We start from the raw sequence: 16,091 nt of genomic DNA, 5'->3' as shown, positions 1-16,091 counted from the left end.
CCGCTCACGCTCCCGAAGCGACGAGAAGGGCGGCGACCGCCAGGACGACGGTGCCGGCGAGCAGCGCGCTCACATAGGTCTGGACGTTGCCGGTCTGGCCGCGCCGTACGGCGGCCCCCAGCCAGCGGGGCAGGGCGCCCGCGCCGCGTACGTAGGTGTCGACGACCTCGCGGTCGAGGAACCGGACGAGACTCGCGCCGGCCTGGACCGGGCGGACGAACAGCGCCCGGTACACGGCGTCGAGGTGAAAGCCGACGGCGGCGTGGCGGTGCAGCGGGCCCAACAGGAGCCGCCCGGGGTCCGCCGGGTCGGGGGCGGAGGCCACGTCTCCGTAGGCCGGCGCGTGCGTCGCGATCGCCTCGGCCTCGACGAGTCCCGCGTCGCCCTCGGGGTGGGCGGCGACCGCGCCCAGCGGTACGCGGGCGGCGAGCCCGGCGAGATGGCGCCAGGCGGCGTACGCGACGAGTCCGCCGGTCAGGGCCACACCCGTGCCCAGGACGGACGTGGTGAGGGTCGGGGCGAGGTCGTTGCCGTCGAACCAGTCGGGGAGGGTGCGGTAGGCGAGCCCGCCGAGGGCCAGGGACGGGACGGCCAGGACCCACAGCACCACGGTCATGGTCAGTGGCTGGCGGCCGTGGTCGGGGGCCTCGGCGCCCCGGCCGTGGAAGGTCAGCAGCCACAGGCGGGTCGCGTAGGCCGCCGTGAGAAGGGCGGTGAGCAGGCCGGCGACGAGGACGATCCAGCCCGCGGTGCCGGGCGCGTGCTCGGTGTGGCCCGCGGTGATGTGCTCGGCGGCGCCGAGCACCGACTCCTTGGAGAAGAAGCCGCTGAACGGCGGGATCGCGGCGAGCGCGAGAAGCGCCACGGTCATCGTCCAGTAGGCGTCGGGGACGCGGTCGCGCAGGTGGCTCATGCGGGACATGGCGGCCAGCGAGTTGGTGCCGGCGGCGTGGATGATCACGCCGGCCGCGAGGAAGAGCAGCGCCTTGAACGCGCCGTGCGAGAGGAGGTGGAAGACGGCGGCACCGCGGTCGCCGACGGCGAGGGCGCCGGTCATGTAGCCGAGCTGGCCGATCGTCGAATAGGCGAGGACGCGCTTGATGTCGTCCTGGGCGAGGGCGGCCAGGCCCGAGCCGACCATGGTGACGGCGGCCATCACGGCGAGGGTCACCATCGCGGCCGAGGACGCCTCGAAGACCGGGAGGAGACGGGCGACGAAGTAGACGCCGGCGGCGACCATCGTCGCGGCGTGGATCAGCGCGGAGACGGGGGTGGGGCCCGCCATCGCGTCCGGGAGCCAGGTGTGCAGGGGGAACTGCGCGGACTTGCCGGCCACGCCCGCGAGGAGCAGCAGGGCGACGAGCGTCGGGTGGTCGAGTCCGCCGTGGGCGACGGTGGCGAGGACCTTCGTGATCCGGAAGGACCCGGCGTCGGTGGCGAGGGCGAACAGGCCGATGAGGAAGGGGACGTCGCCGAGTTTGGTGACGAGGAAGGCCTTGATGGAGGCGGCGCGGGCCTCCGGGGTCTCCCAGTAGTGGCCGACCAGGAAGTAGGAGCAGATGCCCATGACTTCCCAGCCGACCAGCAGCACGATCAGGTCGCCGGAGTAGACGACCAGGAACATCGCGGAGGTGAAGAGGGAGACGAGCGCGGCGTACGAGGGGTAGCGCGGGTCCTCGCTCAGGTAGCCGGTGGAGTAGATCTGCACGCAGGTGGCGACGAGGCCGACCACGACGGCGACGAGGGCGGCGAAGCCGTCGATGTACAGCGCGAGTTCGATCGGGATCGAGCCGGTGGGGGTCAGTTCGGTCGCCGCGGTGACGGAGGCGTCTCCGCCCTGGCGTACGGCGACGATCGCGGCCAGTACGAACGCGGCGAGGGTCGGCAGGACGGCGAGCGGGCGCACGAAGCCGGGAGCGGTGCGGCCCAGGAGCAGTCCGGCGGCCGCGCCCAGGAACGGGAGGAGGGGGACGAGGACGGCGAGGGTGGTCGTGGTCACGCGGTGGCCTCAGCCTTCTCGGCGGCCGTTCCGGTCGCGGGGGTGTCACTGTCGGGGCCGTCGGTCGCGGGGCTCTCGTGGCCTTCGGCGGTGTCGCGGAGACGGTCGATGTCCGCGGTGCCTCGGTTGCGGTGGACGGCGAGGACGATCGCCAGGCCGATGCCGATCTCGGCGGCGGCGATGGCGATGGTGAACAGGGTCAGGGCCTGACCGGAGTGCAGGGTCTCCTCGGCGGTCCTGCTGAGCCAGACGTCGAAGGCGACCAGGTTCAGGTTGACGGCGTTGAGCATCAGCTCGACGGACATCAGGACGAGGATCGCGTTGCGGCGGGCGAGGACGCCGTACAGGCCGGTGCAGAAGAGAAGAGCGGACAGGACGGCGGGATAGGTGAGGTGCATCAGCGGGTGCCGTCCTGCTCGGCCGGGTTCTCCCGGGCGTCCGGAACAGAAAGGGAACTCTCTGTGACGGGCTGGGAACTCTTGGTGGTGTTCCGGGAGTTCACAGGGGGAGAGCTCGACTCCGCCTTCGCCCTGCGGGACAGGACGATCGCGCCGACCAGTGCCGCGAGGAGAAGGACGGAGAGGGCCTCGAAGGGCAGGACCCAGTTCTGGAACAGGCTCGCGCCGGTGACCTCGGTGGAGCCGGCGGCCGGACCGTCCAGATCGATCCAGGTGGCACGGAAGGCGTCGACGACCACCCAGACGAGCGCGGCGGCCGCGGCGACGGCCACCGTGAGAGCGGCCCAGCGGTTGCCGGAGTCCGCGTCCGGGGAGTGGCCGATGGGGGCCTTGGTGAGCATCAGACCGAAGAGGAGGAGCACGACGACGGAACCGACGTAGATGAGGACCTGCACCCAGGCGATGAACTCGGCGGTGAGCAGGAGGTACTCGACGGCGAGGCCGCCGAGGGCGACCACGAGCCACAGGGCGGCGTGCACCAGTTGCTTGGTGGTCACGGTGACGAGGGCGGCGCCGAAGGTGACCAGCCCGACGAGCAGGAAGGCGATCTCGACGCCGGTCGGGGAGAGGAAGCCGTGGTGTGCCTGAGCGAGGGTCACGATTCTCCTCCCTGGGGTGCGTTCGGCTCGGGTGGCTGGGGGGCGTTCGACGCGGCCTGGGCCGCCGCCAGCTTCTCGGCCGCCTTGCGGGCGGCCGCGATCTCCTTCGGCTCCTCGGCGGCGGGGTCGAGGGCGGGTGGGGCCGGGACGGTCCACATCCACTCGCGGAGCTTGTCGCGTTCGTGGGTGAGTTCGCGGATGTCGGTCTCGGCGTACTCGAACTCCGGTGACCAGAACAGGGCGTCGAAAGGACAGACCTCGATGCAGATACCGCAGTACATGCAGAGGGAGAAGTCGATGGCGAAGCGGTCGAGGACGTTGCGGCTGCGCTCGCGGCCGCCCGGGGCGGCGGGCGGGACCGTCTCCTTGTGGGAGTCGATGTAGATGCACCAGTCGGGGCACTCACGGGCGCAGAGCATGCAGACCGTGCAGTTCTCCTCGAACAGGCCGATGACGCCACGGGTGCGGGGCGGGAGTTCGGGCTGGGCGTCCGGGTACTGCTCGGTGACGGTCTTCCGCGTCATCGTGCGGAGGGTGACGGCCAGGCCCTTGGCGAGGCCACTGCCGGGGATGGGGGCCATTACCGGATCACCACCTTGACGATGCCGGTGAGGGCGATCTGGGCGAGGGAGAGAGGGACGAGGAGGGTCCAGGAGAGCTTCTGAAGCTGGTCCTCGCGCAGGCGGGGATAGGTGACGCGGAGCCAGATCACGACGAAGGCGAGGACGGCGGCCTTGAGGAGGGTCCAGACCCAGCCGAGGCCGTCGGCGCCCCAGGGGCCGTGCCAGCCGCCCAGGAAGAGGACGGTGGTCAGACCGCACAGGACGACGATTCCGGCGTACTCGGCGAGGAGGAAGAGGGCGAAGCGCAGGCCGGTGTACTCGGTGTACGCACCGAAGATGATCTCCGAGTCGGCGACGGGCATGTCGAAGGGGGGCCGCTGCAGTTCGGCGAGACCGGCGACGAAGAAGACGATCGCGCCGGTGATCTGCCAGGGCAGCCACCACCACTCGAAGGCGTCGACGATGCCGGGCAGGGACACCGTGCCGGCCGCCATCGCCACCGAGGCGGCGGTGAGCAGCATCGGGAGTTCGTAGGCGAGGAGCTGGGCGGCGGTGCGCAGGCCTCCGAGAAGGGAGAACTTGTTGGCACTGGCCCAGCCGGCCATGAGGGAGCCGAGCACGCCGACGCCCATCACCGCGAGCACGAAGAAGATGCCCGCGTCCACGACCTGGCCGACGGCGCCTTCGCCCGGGCCGATGGGGATGGCGAGGAGCACCAGGAGATACGGGAGGAGGGCTACGGCCGGTGCGAGCTGGAAGATACGGCGGTCCGCACCCGCGGGGACGATGTCCTCCTTCTGTACGAACTTGACGCCGTCCGCGACGAGCTGGGCCCAGCCGTGGAAGCCGCCCGCGTACATCGGCCCCAGGCGGCCCTGCATATGGGCCATCACCTTGTGTTCGGTCTGACCGACGATCAGGGGGAAGGTGAGGAAGACGACGAAGACGACCAGGAGTCGCAGGGCGACGTCGAGAGCGTCGTTCACTGCTGGCCTCCTGTGGGGTCCTCGGAAGCGGGGGGTTCCGTGCCGTCGGTACGGGCGGGCGTGCCGCGGGCGGGCGAGGGCTTCTCGACGGGGTCCGGCTGCTTGGGCGTGGACGTGGCCGTCCCCGGCGCTACCTGTTCAGGGCCGGCCGGCTCCGGGGCCTGAGCCGACTCCGGGTCCGAGTCCTCAGCGGACCCAGGCTCCTGAGCCGACTCCGGCTTCTGATCGGGCTCCGGGTCCGGCGTCCGGTCCGGGTCCGACTCCTGGCCCGACTCCGGCTCGCGGCCTGCCTTCGGCGCCTGGCCTGCCTTCGGCTCGCGGCCCGACTCCGGCTCCCGGTCCCGGTCCGGTTCGGGGCTCTGCTCCTGCCCAGGTTCCTGTTGCTCGCCGGGCTCTGGGGTCTGGTGTGGCTCGTCGAACGCCGGGCGGGCGTGGTGCCACGGGGCGTCGGAGCTGCGGGGGGCCGTGGAGGGGCGGGTGGGGGTGTCGGGGGGTGCCGTCGGGGGCTGCGTGTGCTGGGAGGCCGAGCCTTGGGAGGCGCTGCGCGTGCGGCGCGGTCCTGCCGGGGGTTGCGGGGTCGACTCGGGGGCCGTCGGCTCCGTCGGCGCGGCGGGCTCGGTTCCTGCGGCGCCCGGGGGCTCCGTGGCGCCTGCCCGTTGTGACGCCGAGCCCGCGCTCGCGCTTCGGGCTCGGCGGGGTCCGGCCGGCGTCGTCGGAGCCGAGGAAGCCGCCGGCCCTGAGGAAGCCGCCGGAGCCGAGGGAGCCGTAGAAACCGAGGGATCCGAAGAAACCGGAGAAGCCGGAGCAGTTGGTGAGGTTGGTGGGGTTTCTGTGGTCGGGGGGGTCGGCTGGGTTGCTGAGCCGTCCGATGCCGTGCGGGCGCGGCGGACCGGGCGGTCGCCTGCCGCTCGTCCCGCTGCCGTGCGTCCCGCCGCCGCTCGGGCCGGGCGGGCCGGGGCGGGCGGGAGTTGACCCTTCAGGGGACCCCATTCGTTGGGGTCGGGGACGCCTGGGGGGAGCATCTGGCGCCGCTTGGGGCCGCCGTGCTCGGACTCTCCGGGCTCCTTCGCGCCGGGCCAGGCCTTGGCGACGCGGGCGGCGAGGACGAAGTCCTTGCGCAGGGGGTGGCCTTCGAAGGTCTCCGGGAGGAGGAGGTGGTTCAGGGCGGGGTGGCCCGCGAAGGTGACGCCGAACATCTCGTGCGTCTCGCGTTCGTGCCAGGCCGCGCCGGCGTAGACGTCGACGGCGGAGGCGAGGGTCGGTGCCTCGTGCGGGATCGTCGTACGCAGCAGCAGGCGGCGCACCGGAGAGAGAGCCACCACGTGCGCCGAGACGCGGAAGCCCGTGCCCGGTTCGTCGACCGCGCTCAGCCAGTCGAAGTAGGTGCAGGTCAGGCGGTCGCGGGCGACGCGCAGGGCGTCGATCCAGGACGTCGGCGGGACGTCGACCGTCAGGACGTCGTACGACTCCTCGGCCGTGGCCTGCGGGCCGAAGAGCTCGTCGGCGGGGGCGGGGAGCCAGCCGATCGTGGTCATCGGCCCTCCTCCGACGACGCGGCGGGGGACTCGGCGGCCGGGGGCCGCACCAAGCCGCTCTGCAGGGCGGCCGGCGAGGGACGGGAGACGGCCGGGCGGGACGGGGTCGGGCCGTAGCGCTCGTGCAGGGACTCCCGGGCGATCTTCTCCTGGAGCTTGAGGATGCCCTGGAGAAGCGCCTCCGGGCGCGGCGGGCAGCCCGGCACGTACACGTCCACCGGGATGATCTGGTCGACGCCCTTCGTCACCGAGTACGAGTCCCAGTAGGGGCCGCCGCAGTTGCTGCACGCGCCGAAGGAGATGACGTACTTCGGCTCGGGCATCTGCTCGTAGAGACGCTTCACGGCCGGGGCCATCTTGTCCGTGACCGTGCCGGAGACGACCATCAGGTCGGCCTGGCGGGGGCCCGGCGCGAAGGGGATGACGCCGAGGCGGATGAAGTCGTGGCGGGCCATCGACGCGGCGATGAACTCGATCGCGCAGCAGGCCAGGCCGAAGTTGAAGACCCAGAGCGAGTAGCGGCGGCCCCAGTTCAGGATCACCTTCATCGGCTCCGGGGCCAGGCGGGCCAGGGTGCCCAGGCGCTTCGGCTCCGGCAGCGGTACGGGTTCCGAGAGCACCTGTTCCGACTGTTCCGGGTGTTCCGGGTGCTCCGGCGCATTCACGTTCGGCGTCACGTCCATGTCAGGACGCCCTTCTTGTAGGCGTACAGCAGGCCCACGGCCAGGAAGCCGAGGAAGATGAACATCTCCACGAGCGTGGCCGCGCCGTAGCCGGGGGCCGCGAAGACCGTCGCCCAGGGGAAGAGGAAGATCGAGTCGACGGCGAAGATCACGTAGAGGAAGGCGTAGACGTAGTAGCGGACCTGGGTGTGGGCCCAGCCCTCGCCCACGGGGTCGACGCCGCACTCGTAGGTCAGGAGCTTCTCCGGGGTGGGGACCACCGGGCGCAACAGGCGCCCGGCGCCGAAGGCCACGGCGACGAACAGCACGCCGACGACGGCGAGCAGCCCGACGACGGAGTAGGACTGGAAGTAGTCCGCCGCGAATTCCGCCGCGACATCGACGGTCCGTTCCCGCACGCCCGTCCCTCGCTCCCTGACCTCAGTCTCTTCGACGACAGGCCCGTTCGACGATCTGTACGCACGGGAGTCTAGGCCCTGATAAAGGGACGGTAAGCAGCCCGTCACACCTCGTCTTGCGGGGCGGGGGTTTTCCCCCGGCCGAGGAAGGCGGCAGACCTCATGGCGCGGCGCCCCGCGGCGCGGCAGGCTAGCCCATATGACCGCTTCCGCCAGCCGATCCGCCTCCGCCCCGAACAGCTCCGGCAAGGAGGGTTCCCACCCGGACGGCTTTCAGCCGGGCGGCTCCCCCCCGAGAGCCGCCCCCCTCACGACCGCCGCGCCGGGTACGACCGGGCAGGACGCCGAGCGTCTGCCTCCGGCCCGTCTCGCCTACGACCCGCAGACGTGGAAGGAGATCACGCACCTTCTGACGAACCTGCCGATGTCGTTGATCGGGTTCACCTATGTGATGACGGTGATCGTCACCGGCGCCGCGATGACGGTCACCGTCGTCGGGTTCCCGCTGCTCGCGCTCGGACTGGCCGGGGCGCGGCTGCTGGGCCGGTTCGAGCGGGGGCGGGCGCGTCTGCTGCTCGGGGTGCGCATCGACGAGCCGAGCCCGCTGCCGCTGCGCAGGGCGGGCGGGCTCTTCCAGCGGTTGTGGCTGGTGTTGAAGGACCCGGTGGCCTGGCGCACGGTGCTGTACGACCTCATCCGGCTGCCCTGGGGAGTCCTGACGTTCAGCGTGGTCCTTCCCTCGCTGTTCGTGCTGTGGCCGGTGCTGCCGTTCCTGGCACGGGGGCTGACCAACGCGGACCGGGCGATGGTGCGGGCCCTGCTGTCCCCCTCCGACGAGCTGGAGCGGCGGATCGCTGAGCTGGAGTCTGACCGCGGGATCGTGGTCGACACGGCGGCCGCCGATCTTCGGCGCATCGAGCGCGATCTGCACGACGGGGCGCAGGCCCGGCTGGTCAACCTGGCGATGGGGCTGGGCCTGGCGAAGGAGAAGCTGCTGGAGGGGCAGGCCGACGACGTCGTGGCGGCGATGGTGGAGGAGGCGCACGGCGAGGTGAAGCTCGCGCTCCAGGAGCTGCGGGACCTGGCACGCGGGATCCATCCGGCCGTCCTGACCGACCGGGGGCTGGACGCGGCGCTGTCCTCCGTGGCCTCGCGCTGCACGGTGCCGGTGAAGGTGACCGCCGACCTGACGTCCCGACCGGCGCAGGCCATCGAGGGCATCGCCTACTTCACCGTCTCGGAGCTGCTCCAGAACGTCAGCAAGCACAGCGCGGCCAGGTCGGCCTCGGTCGACGTGTGGCGGACCGACGACCGGCTGCTCATCCAGGTGTGGGACGACGGCCGGGGCGGGGCACGGCTCGACGGCGGCTCGGGGATGCGGGGGCTGGCGGAGCGGCTGGACGCCGTCGACGGGCTGTTCATCGTGGAGTCGCCGGTGGGTGGTCCCACGACGGTGACCGCGGAGTTGCCCTGGCGGAATCGCGGACAGAGCGGATAGCGGACGGGGTCGATAGGGGGTAGAGGGGCGGGCGAGGTGGCGGCCGTGGGAGGTAGGGAAAACCCCCCTTCCAAGACGCCGACGGACTCCATGGTCCACGCGCTCGCCGCCTAGCAGGGTTGGAGGTACGGATCGACAGCTGCGGGACGAGCAGGACGAGTAGAACGGACGACGCCGATGGCCACGCAGTACGGGCAGTACGGGCAGCCTGACCAGTACGGGCAGTACGGGCGCATTGACCAGTACGACCCGGGGTACGGGCATCGCGACGGCGGGCGCCGGCACCTGTTGCCGACGGGACTGCGTGAGCCGCTCACGGCGCGCCACTGGCGCGAACTCGTCTATGTCCTGCTCGGCCTGCCGATCGGCATCGTGCTGTTCACCTTCACGATCACGATGCTGTCGCTGGGGGCCGGCCTGCTGGTGACGTTCCTCGGCATTCCGGTGCTGGCGGCGGGGCTGGCCGCGGGCCAGGGCTTCGGAGCGCTGGAACGGGCCCGGGCGCGTGGGCTGCTCGGCCTGCAGGTCGCCGATCCCGAGCCCCTGCGGCCTCGGGGCAAGGGCGCGATGGCCTGGATGGCCGCCGTCCTCAAGAGCGGAACGTCGTGGCGGCAGGCGCTGTACGCGGTGCTGCAGTTTCCGTGGGCGGTGTTCTCCTTCTGCGTCGCGCTGACCGTGTGGTCGTTCGGCTGGACCATGCTGACGTATCCGCTGTGGTTCTGGGTCTTCCCGATGTACGGCGGTCAGGGCGGGCTCCAGCTGTACGGCGACGAGCAGCACAGCGTCTACCTCGACAACCCCTTCGAGATCACCGTGACGGCGCTGGTGGGACTGTTGATCACGCTGGCCACCCCGTGGATCGTGCGGGCGCTGACGACGGTGGACCGGCTGCTGGTGCACGGGCTGCTCGGACCGTCGTCGCTGGGGGCGCGGGTGGTGGAGCTGGAGTCCGACCGGGGGGTCGTGGTGGACACGGCGTCCGCCGATCTGCGGCGCATCGAGCGCGATCTGCACGACGGGGCGCAGGCCCGGCTGGTGGCGCTGGCGATGGATCTGGGGCTGGCGAAGGAGAAGCTGCGGGAGGATCCGCGGGAGGCGGCGCGGATGGTGGACGAGGCGCACGGTGAGGTGAAGACGGCGTTGCAGGAACTGCGGGACCTGGCGCGCGGGATCCATCCGGCGGTGCTGACGGACCGGGGGCTGGACGCGGCGCTGTCGGCGGTGGCGTCGCGGTGCACGGTGCCGGTACGGGTGGATGTGGATCTGGCGGAGCGGCCGGCGCCGGCGATCGAGGGGATCGCGTACTTCACCGTCTCGGAGCTGCTCCAGAACATCAGCAAGCACAGTGGGGCGCGGTCGGCCTCGGTCGATGTGTGGCGGGTGGAGGACCGGTTGATGCTGCAGGTGGTGGATGACGGGGTGGGAGGAGCGGATGCCTCCGGCGGCGGGTCGGGCTTGGCCGGGCTCGCGGGGCGGCTGGACGCGGTGGACGGAATTCTGGTGGTCGATTCGCCGACGGGCGGGCCTACCCGGGTGACCGCGGAGTTGCCCTGGCGCGGGAACGGGGTCTGAGCCGCAGCTTCCCTCGCCCCCGCCGCCCCTGCCCTTCCCCTCCCTGGGGCCGCCCCCTGGGGGCAACCGCCCCCAGACCCCCGAGGCCTCGGCCCCCAGGCCTCACGACCGCGCGGGCTCCCGGGTCCGGCTCCGGCTCCCGGCTCCCGATATCGGCCGAAGGGCCTCGTCTTCGAACTCGCCCGTCCGGGGTCGCGCCCGGGCGGGCTGGTTGTCGTCACGCCGTTTCCGCCCGGTGGCTCCCTCCGAGGCCGAAACCGGGTGGGTCAAGGCCTGATTCGCGCCGTCCTCGTCGTGGCCGGGCTCCTCGGCGGGTACAGACGGGCTCGTTGCTGGAATGCTTGACTGGTTCTACCAACGGGGTGGACGGCTGGGGGGCCGAGGATCGTGGAGGACAGGGTGCGGGTGGTCATCGCCGAGGATTCGGTGCTGTTGAGGGAGGGGCTGACCCGGTTGCTGACCGACCGGGGGCATGAGGTGGTGGCCGGGGTCGGGGATGCGGACGCTCTGGTCAAGACCATTACGGAGCTCGGCGACGAGGGCGCGTTGCCCGATGTCGTCGTCGCGGACGTGCGGATGCCGCCGACCCACACGGACGAAGGGGTGCGGGCCGCAGTACAGCTGCGCAAGGCACATCCGGGGCTCGGGGTGCTGGTGTTGTCGCAGTACGTGGAGGAGAGGTACGCCACCGAACTGTTGGCCGGTTCCAGTCGCGGGGTCGGGTATCTGCTCAAGGATCGCGTGGCCGAGGTGCGGGAGTTCGTGGACGCCGTGGTGCGGGTCGCACAGGGCGGTACCGCCCTCGACCCGGAGGTCGTCGCGCAACTGCTCGGGCGGAGCAGGAAGCAGGATGTGCTGGCCGGGCTCACCCCGCGGGAGCGGGAGGTCCTGGGGCTGATGGCCGAGGGGCGGACGAACTCCGCGATCGCCCGGCAGCTGGTCGTCAGCGACGGGGCCGTGGAGAAGCACGTCAGCAACATCTTCCTGAAGCTCGGCCTGTCGCCGAGTGACGGGGATCACCGCCGCGTACTGGCGGTCCTCACCTATCTCAATTCCTAGCGAGGTGGCACTGTGCCTTTCGTCGAGCGGGGGAACTCGGTGGATGCGGCGAACAGGCAGTGGAGAACCGTGGTGTGATCCGGAGCGTCTACCGGATTCGCGCCGGGCGGCGGGAAATCATGAAAAGCGGGGGTGCCGGGCCGTCTCGGGACAACGACCGTCATACGAATGGCCGAGGTAAGGCGACCCTTACAGACGTAGGGTTGATCCGTGGATGGCCTTCGGGAAGGCCCTCCGGGACAGCCACCTCGAGGGAGGTCCAGTTCAGTGACCAGTCAGGTCAGCAGCCCAGCGGAACAGGACGACGGAACCGACGGAACCGACGGGACCGTCGTGGGAGAGCAGCGCAAACCGGGTGGGACGAAGGACGTCCGTCGTCTCGACCGGGTGATCATCAGGTTCGCGGGCGACTCGGGTGACGGTATGCAGCTCACCGGCGACCGCTTCACCTCGGAGACCGCGTCGTTCGGCAACGACCTCTCCACCCTGCCCAACTTCCCCGCCGAGATCCGCGCCCCCGCCGGCACCCTCCCCGGCGTCTCCTCGTTCCAGCTGCACTTCGCCGACCACGACATCCTCACGCCGGGTGATGCGCCCAATGTGCTGGTCGCCATGAATCCGGCGGCGCTGAAGGCCAACATCGGCGATGTGCCGCGCGGCGCGGAGATCATCGTCAACACGGACGAGTTCACCAAACGGGCGATGCAGAAGGTGGGGTACGCGGCCTCGCCGCTGGAGGATGGATCCCTCGACGGTTACCAGCTCCACCCGGTCCCGCTGACCACCCTGACCGTCGAGGCACTCAAGGAATTCGACCTCACCCGTAAAGAGGCCGAGCGCAGCAAGAACATGTTCGCGCTCGGCCTCTTGTCATGGATGTACCACCGGCCCACCGAGGGCACCGAGAAGTTCCTGAAGTCGAAGTTCGCGAAGAAGCCCGACATCGCGGCCGCCAACCTCACCGCTTTCCGTGCCGGGTGGAACTTCGGCGAGACGACCGAGGACTTCGCCGTCAGTTATGAGGTCGCCCCGGCCGCGAAAGCGTTCCCCGTCGGCACCTACCGGAACATCTCCGGGAATCTCGCTCTGGCGTACGGGCTGATCAGCGCGTCCCGGCAGGCCGATCTGCCGCTGTTCCTGGGGTCGTACCCGATCACGCCGGCCTCCGACATCCTGCACGAGCTCAGCAGGCACAAGAACTTCGGCGTGCGGACGTTCCAGGCCGAGGACGAGATCGCGGGGATCGGCGCGGCGCTGGGGGCGGCCTTCGGCGGGTCCCTCGCCGTCACCACCACCTCAGGGCCCGGGGTGGCGCTGAAGAGCGAGACCATCGGGCTCGCGGTCTCGATGGAGCTGCCGCTGCTGATCGTGGACATCCAACGGGGCGGGCCGTCGACCGGCCTGCCGACCAAGACCGAGCAGGCCGACCTGTTGCAGGCCATGTTCGGGCGAAACGGCGAGGCGCCGGTGCCGATCGTCGCGCCCCGCACACCCGCCGACTGTTTCGACGCGGCCCTGGAGGCGGCCAGGATCGCGCTCACCTACCGCACGCCGGTGATGCTCCTGTCCGACGGCTACCTGGCCAACGGTTCCGAGCCCTGGCGGATCCCGGAGCTGGACGAGCTCCCGGACCTGGCCGTGCAGTTCGCCCAGGGGCCCAACCACACCCTGGACGACGGCAGTGAGGTCTTCTGGCCGTACAAGCGGGACCCGCAGACCCTGGCCCGGCCGTGGGCGGTCCCGGGCACGCCGGGGCTCGAGCACCGCATCGGCGGGATCGAGAAGGAGGACGGGACCGGGAACATCTCCTACGCCCCGGCCAACCACGACTTCATGGTCCGCGTCCGGCAGGCCAAGATCGACGGCATCGACGTCCCCGACCTCGAGGTCGACGACCCGCACGAGGCGAGCACCCTGGTGCTGGGCTGGGGGTCCACCTACGGGCCGATCACCGCCGCGGTCCGGCGGCTGCGCACCGCGGGTGAGGCCGTCGCGCAGGCCCATCTGCGGCATCTGAACCCGTTCCCGCGCAACCTGGGCGCGGTGCTGGAGCGCTACGACAAGGTCGTCATCCCCGAGATGAACCTCGGCCAGCTCGCCACTCTCGTACGGGCGAAGTACCTGGTCGACGCCCGTTCGTACAACCAGGTCAACGGCATGCCGTTCAAGGCGGAGCAGCTTGCCGCGACGCTCAAGGAGGCCATCGATGGCTGAGACCTCGACGGAAGGCACGGGCACGATCGAGGCGCTCTCGCTCGTCCCCAAGGCCGCGGCCCGGCAGTCCATGAAGGACTTCAAGTCCGATCAGGAAGTGCGCTGGTGCCCCGGCTGCGGTGACTACGCGATCCTGGCGGCCGTCCAGGGCTTCATGCCGGAGCTGGGGCTGGCCAAGGAGAACATCGTCTTCGTGTCGGGCATCGGCTGCTCGTCGCGCTTCCCGTACTACATGAACACGTACGGCATGCATTCCATCCACGGTCGGGCGCCGGCCATCGCGACCGGTCTCGCCGCCTCCCGGCGGGACCTGAGCGTGTGGGTGGTCACGGGCGACGGCGACGCGCTGTCCATCGGCGGCAACCATCTGATCCACGCCCTGCGGCGGAACGTGAACCTGAAGATCCTGCTGTTCAACAACCGGATCTACGGGCTCACCAAGGGCCAGTACTCGCCCACCTCGGAGATCGGCAAGATCACGAAGTCGACGCCGATGGGCTCGCTGGACGCGCCCTTCAACCCGGTGTCGCTGGCGCTCGGCGCGGAGGCGTCGTTCGTGGCACGGACCATCGACTCCGACCGCAAGCATCTGACGGAGGTGCTGCGCCAGGCCGCCGCCCACCCCGGCACGGCGCTGGTCGAGATCTACCAGAACTGCAACATCTTCAACGACGGCGCGTTCGAGGCGTTGAAGGACCGGCAGTCGGCCGAGGAGGCGGTGATCCGGCTCGAGCACGGACAGCCGATCCGGTTCGGGGCGGACCGCGCGCGGGGCGTCGTGCGGGACCCGGCGAGCGGCGATCTGAGGGTCGTCACGGTGACCCCGGAGAACGAGGCGGACGTCCTGGTCCACGACGCGCACGCCGCGTCCCCGACCACCGCCTTCGCGCTGTCCCGGCTGGCCGACCCGGACACCCTGCACCACACGCCGATCGGCGTGCTGCGCTCGGTCGAACGGCAGGTCTACGACACCCAGCTGGCGGACCAGCTGGACGCGGCGATCGAGCAGCACGGCAAGGGCGACCTGGGGGCGCTGCTGGCGGGCGGCGACACCTGGACGGTCGTCGGCTGAGGCGCGGAGCGGTTCACGAGGCCCGGGAGCGGAGTTCCCGGGCCTCGTCGTATGTCCGGCGGGCCTGCTCCACGTCCGGCATCCGGGTGTGCGTCCACAGGGCGAGCGCGCGCACCTGCTCGGCCGCCTCCCGGCCGAGGTCGGTCAGGGAGTAGTCGACGCGCGGCGGGATGACCGGCTTGGCGTCGCGGTGCACCAGGCCGTCGCGTTCGAGGGTCTGGAGGGTCTGGGTGAGCATCTTCTCGCTGACCGGCCGGCCCACCGCGCCGATCGCCCGGCGCAGCTCGCTGAACCGGTGCGAGCGGTCGAGCAGCTCGATCAGTGCCAGGACACCCCAGCGGCTGGTGACATGTTCGAGGACGAGTCGGTGCGGACACATGCCCTCCACTTCGACGCTTCCCACCTGCATACTTACTGCCATGCCAGTACCTTACTTCAAAGTAGGTACTTTCGCTTGGTTAGTGCTTCTCCTAGGGTCGGTGGCAGACCCGCAGCCCCCACTAGGAGTTCTGAGCCATGAGCATCGTCGTCACCGGAGCCACCGGACACCTCGGCCGTCACGTCGTGGAGCAGTTGCTGGAGAAGGTTCCGGCGGAGCAGATCACGGCCGTCGTGCGCGACGAGGCCAAGGCCGCCGACTTCGCGGCCCGCGGCGTACGACTCGCCGTCGCCGACTACAACGCCCCCGAGACCTTCGGCAGCCTGTTCGCCTCCGGCGACAAGGTGCTGCTGATCTCGGGCAACGAGTTCGACAAGGGCCGCCCGGCGCAGCACCAGGTCGTGATCGACGCCGCGAAGGCGGCCGGGGTCGCGCTCCTCGCGTACACCAGCGCGCCGGGCAGCCTGAGCGCGGCGCTGGCGGACGACCACCGCGCCACCGAGAAGGCACTGCTCGCCTCCGGCCTGCCGTACACGCTGCTGCGCAACGGCTGGTACCACGAGAACTACACCGAACAGCTCGCCCCGGTGCTGGAGCACAACGCCGTCGTCGCCGCCGCCGGTGAGGGCCGGGTCTCCTCCGCCTCCCGCGCCGACTACGCGGCCGCGGCCGTCGCCGTGCTGACCGGCGAGGGCCACGAGAACCAGACGTACGAGCTGGGCGGCGACGAGGCGTGGAGCTTCGCCGAGTACGCGGCCGAGCTGAGCGGGCAGACCGGCAAGGAGATCGTCTACAACTCCGTGCCCGGCGAGGTGCTCACCGGCATCCTGACCGGCGCCGGCCTGCCCGAGACGTTCGCCGCGATCCTGGTCGGCGTGGACGCGTCGATCGAGAAGGGTGAGCTGGTCGTCTCCAGCGGCGACCTGTCCCGGCTGGCGGGCCGCCCGACGACTCCGCTCGCCGAGGCGATCACGGCCGCGCTCAAGGGCTGACCCTCCCCCCGAGGGCCCTCCCGCCGCCCCGCACCGCGCCACCCCTGCCTGTCATGACCGTATGGCGATACGGGCATGACAGAC

Annotated in this window: 15 protein-coding genes; 6 read left to right on the top strand and 9 right to left on the bottom strand. The window is 71.0% G+C overall.

Annotated elements, in window-relative coordinates:
- Window positions 1-4 precede the first annotated feature (4 nt).
- From OG736_RS25975 to OG736_RS25940, 8 genes are read right to left on the bottom strand one after another with little or no spacing between them, the layout of a single operon-like run.
- Window positions 5-1,999: an NADH-quinone oxidoreductase subunit 5 family protein gene (locus OG736_RS25975; RefSeq protein ID WP_327184573.1), complete on the bottom strand. Its 1,995-nt coding sequence runs from the start codon at window positions 1,997-1,999 to the stop codon at window positions 5-7.
- Window positions 1,996-2,397: an NADH-quinone oxidoreductase subunit NuoK gene (gene nuoK / locus OG736_RS25970; RefSeq protein WP_327184572.1), complete on the bottom strand. Its 402-nt coding sequence runs from the start codon at window positions 2,395-2,397 to the stop codon at window positions 1,996-1,998. Before nuoK ends, OG736_RS25975 begins: the two co-directional genes overlap by 4 nt.
- Window positions 2,397-3,056 carry an NADH-quinone oxidoreductase subunit J family protein gene (locus OG736_RS25965; RefSeq protein ID WP_327184571.1) on the bottom strand — a complete coding sequence of 220 codons (660 nt, stop codon included), beginning with the start codon at window positions 3,054-3,056 and terminating at the stop codon, window positions 2,397-2,399. Before OG736_RS25965 ends, nuoK begins: the two co-directional genes overlap by 1 nt.
- Window positions 3,053-3,637 carry a NuoI/complex I 23 kDa subunit family protein gene (locus OG736_RS25960; RefSeq protein WP_327184570.1) on the bottom strand — a complete coding sequence of 195 codons (585 nt, stop codon included), beginning with the start codon at window positions 3,635-3,637 and terminating at the stop codon, window positions 3,053-3,055. The genes OG736_RS25965 and OG736_RS25960 overlap by 4 nt, the downstream gene beginning before the upstream one ends.
- Window positions 3,637-4,605: a complex I subunit 1/NuoH family protein gene (locus OG736_RS25955; RefSeq protein WP_057602837.1), complete on the bottom strand. Its 969-nt coding sequence runs from the start codon at window positions 4,603-4,605 to the stop codon at window positions 3,637-3,639. The genes OG736_RS25960 and OG736_RS25955 overlap by 1 nt, the downstream gene beginning before the upstream one ends.
- On the bottom strand, window positions 4,602-6,140 hold the full coding sequence (locus OG736_RS25950; protein ID WP_327184569.1) for an NADH-quinone oxidoreductase subunit C: 1,539 nt from the start codon (window positions 6,138-6,140) through the stop codon (window positions 4,602-4,604). The genes OG736_RS25955 and OG736_RS25950 overlap by 4 nt, the downstream gene beginning before the upstream one ends.
- Window positions 6,137-6,823, bottom strand: a complete 687-nt coding sequence (locus OG736_RS25945; protein WP_327184568.1) for an NADH-quinone oxidoreductase subunit B — start codon at window positions 6,821-6,823, stop codon at window positions 6,137-6,139. The genes OG736_RS25950 and OG736_RS25945 overlap by 4 nt, the downstream gene beginning before the upstream one ends.
- The gene (locus tag OG736_RS25940; RefSeq protein WP_020130187.1) at window positions 6,814-7,221 is read right to left on the bottom strand and encodes an NADH-quinone oxidoreductase subunit A; all 408 of its coding nucleotides are present in this window, start codon (window positions 7,219-7,221) and stop codon (window positions 6,814-6,816) included. The genes OG736_RS25945 and OG736_RS25940 overlap by 10 nt, the downstream gene beginning before the upstream one ends.
- A 199-nt stretch (window positions 7,222-7,420) precedes the next feature.
- On the opposite strand from OG736_RS25940, the gene OG736_RS25935 reads away from it, so the two are divergent.
- The 5 genes from OG736_RS25935 to OG736_RS25915 all read left to right on the top strand — a co-directional run bounded on the left by OG736_RS25935 (window position 7,421) and on the right by OG736_RS25915 (window position 14,636).
- Window positions 7,421-8,719: a sensor histidine kinase gene (locus OG736_RS25935; protein ID WP_327184567.1), complete on the top strand. Its 1,299-nt coding sequence runs from the start codon at window positions 7,421-7,423 to the stop codon at window positions 8,717-8,719.
- A gap of 177 nt (window positions 8,720-8,896) precedes the next feature.
- Window positions 8,897-10,291: a sensor histidine kinase gene (locus tag OG736_RS25930; RefSeq protein ID WP_327184566.1), complete on the top strand. Its 1,395-nt coding sequence runs from the start codon at window positions 8,897-8,899 to the stop codon at window positions 10,289-10,291.
- Between the two features lie 387 nt (window positions 10,292-10,678).
- Entirely contained in the window at window positions 10,679-11,350 is a 672-nt protein-coding gene (locus OG736_RS25925; RefSeq protein WP_028806907.1) for a response regulator transcription factor, read from the top strand.
- Between the two features lie 267 nt (window positions 11,351-11,617).
- Entirely contained in the window at window positions 11,618-13,564 is a 1,947-nt protein-coding gene (locus tag OG736_RS25920) for a 2-oxoacid:acceptor oxidoreductase subunit alpha (protein WP_327184565.1), read from the top strand.
- Complete coding sequence (locus OG736_RS25915; RefSeq protein WP_327184564.1) at window positions 13,557-14,636, top strand: 2-oxoacid:ferredoxin oxidoreductase subunit beta; 1,080 nt, start codon at window positions 13,557-13,559, stop codon at window positions 14,634-14,636. Before OG736_RS25920 ends, OG736_RS25915 begins: the two co-directional genes overlap by 8 nt.
- Window positions 14,637-14,649: 13 nt before the next feature.
- Here OG736_RS25915 and OG736_RS25910 read toward each other — a convergent pair whose 3' ends face one another.
- Window positions 14,650-15,057 carry a winged helix-turn-helix transcriptional regulator gene (locus OG736_RS25910; RefSeq protein ID WP_442817076.1) on the bottom strand — a complete coding sequence of 136 codons (408 nt, stop codon included), beginning with the start codon at window positions 15,055-15,057 and terminating at the stop codon, window positions 14,650-14,652.
- Between the two features lie 95 nt (window positions 15,058-15,152).
- Here OG736_RS25910 and OG736_RS25905 point away from each other — a divergent pair, with 95 nt between their 5' ends.
- On the top strand, window positions 15,153-16,007 hold the full coding sequence (locus tag OG736_RS25905; protein WP_327184563.1) for an SDR family oxidoreductase: 855 nt from the start codon (window positions 15,153-15,155) through the stop codon (window positions 16,005-16,007).
- Window positions 16,008-16,091: the final 84 nt, after the last annotated feature.

Origin of the sequence: Streptomyces sp. NBC_01334 (genome assembly GCF_035983595.1) — a bacterium.
Taxonomy (GTDB): domain Bacteria; phylum Actinomycetota; class Actinomycetes; order Streptomycetales; family Streptomycetaceae; genus Streptomyces; species Streptomyces coriariae.
This window is presented reverse-complemented; position numbering and strand designations above follow the sequence as displayed.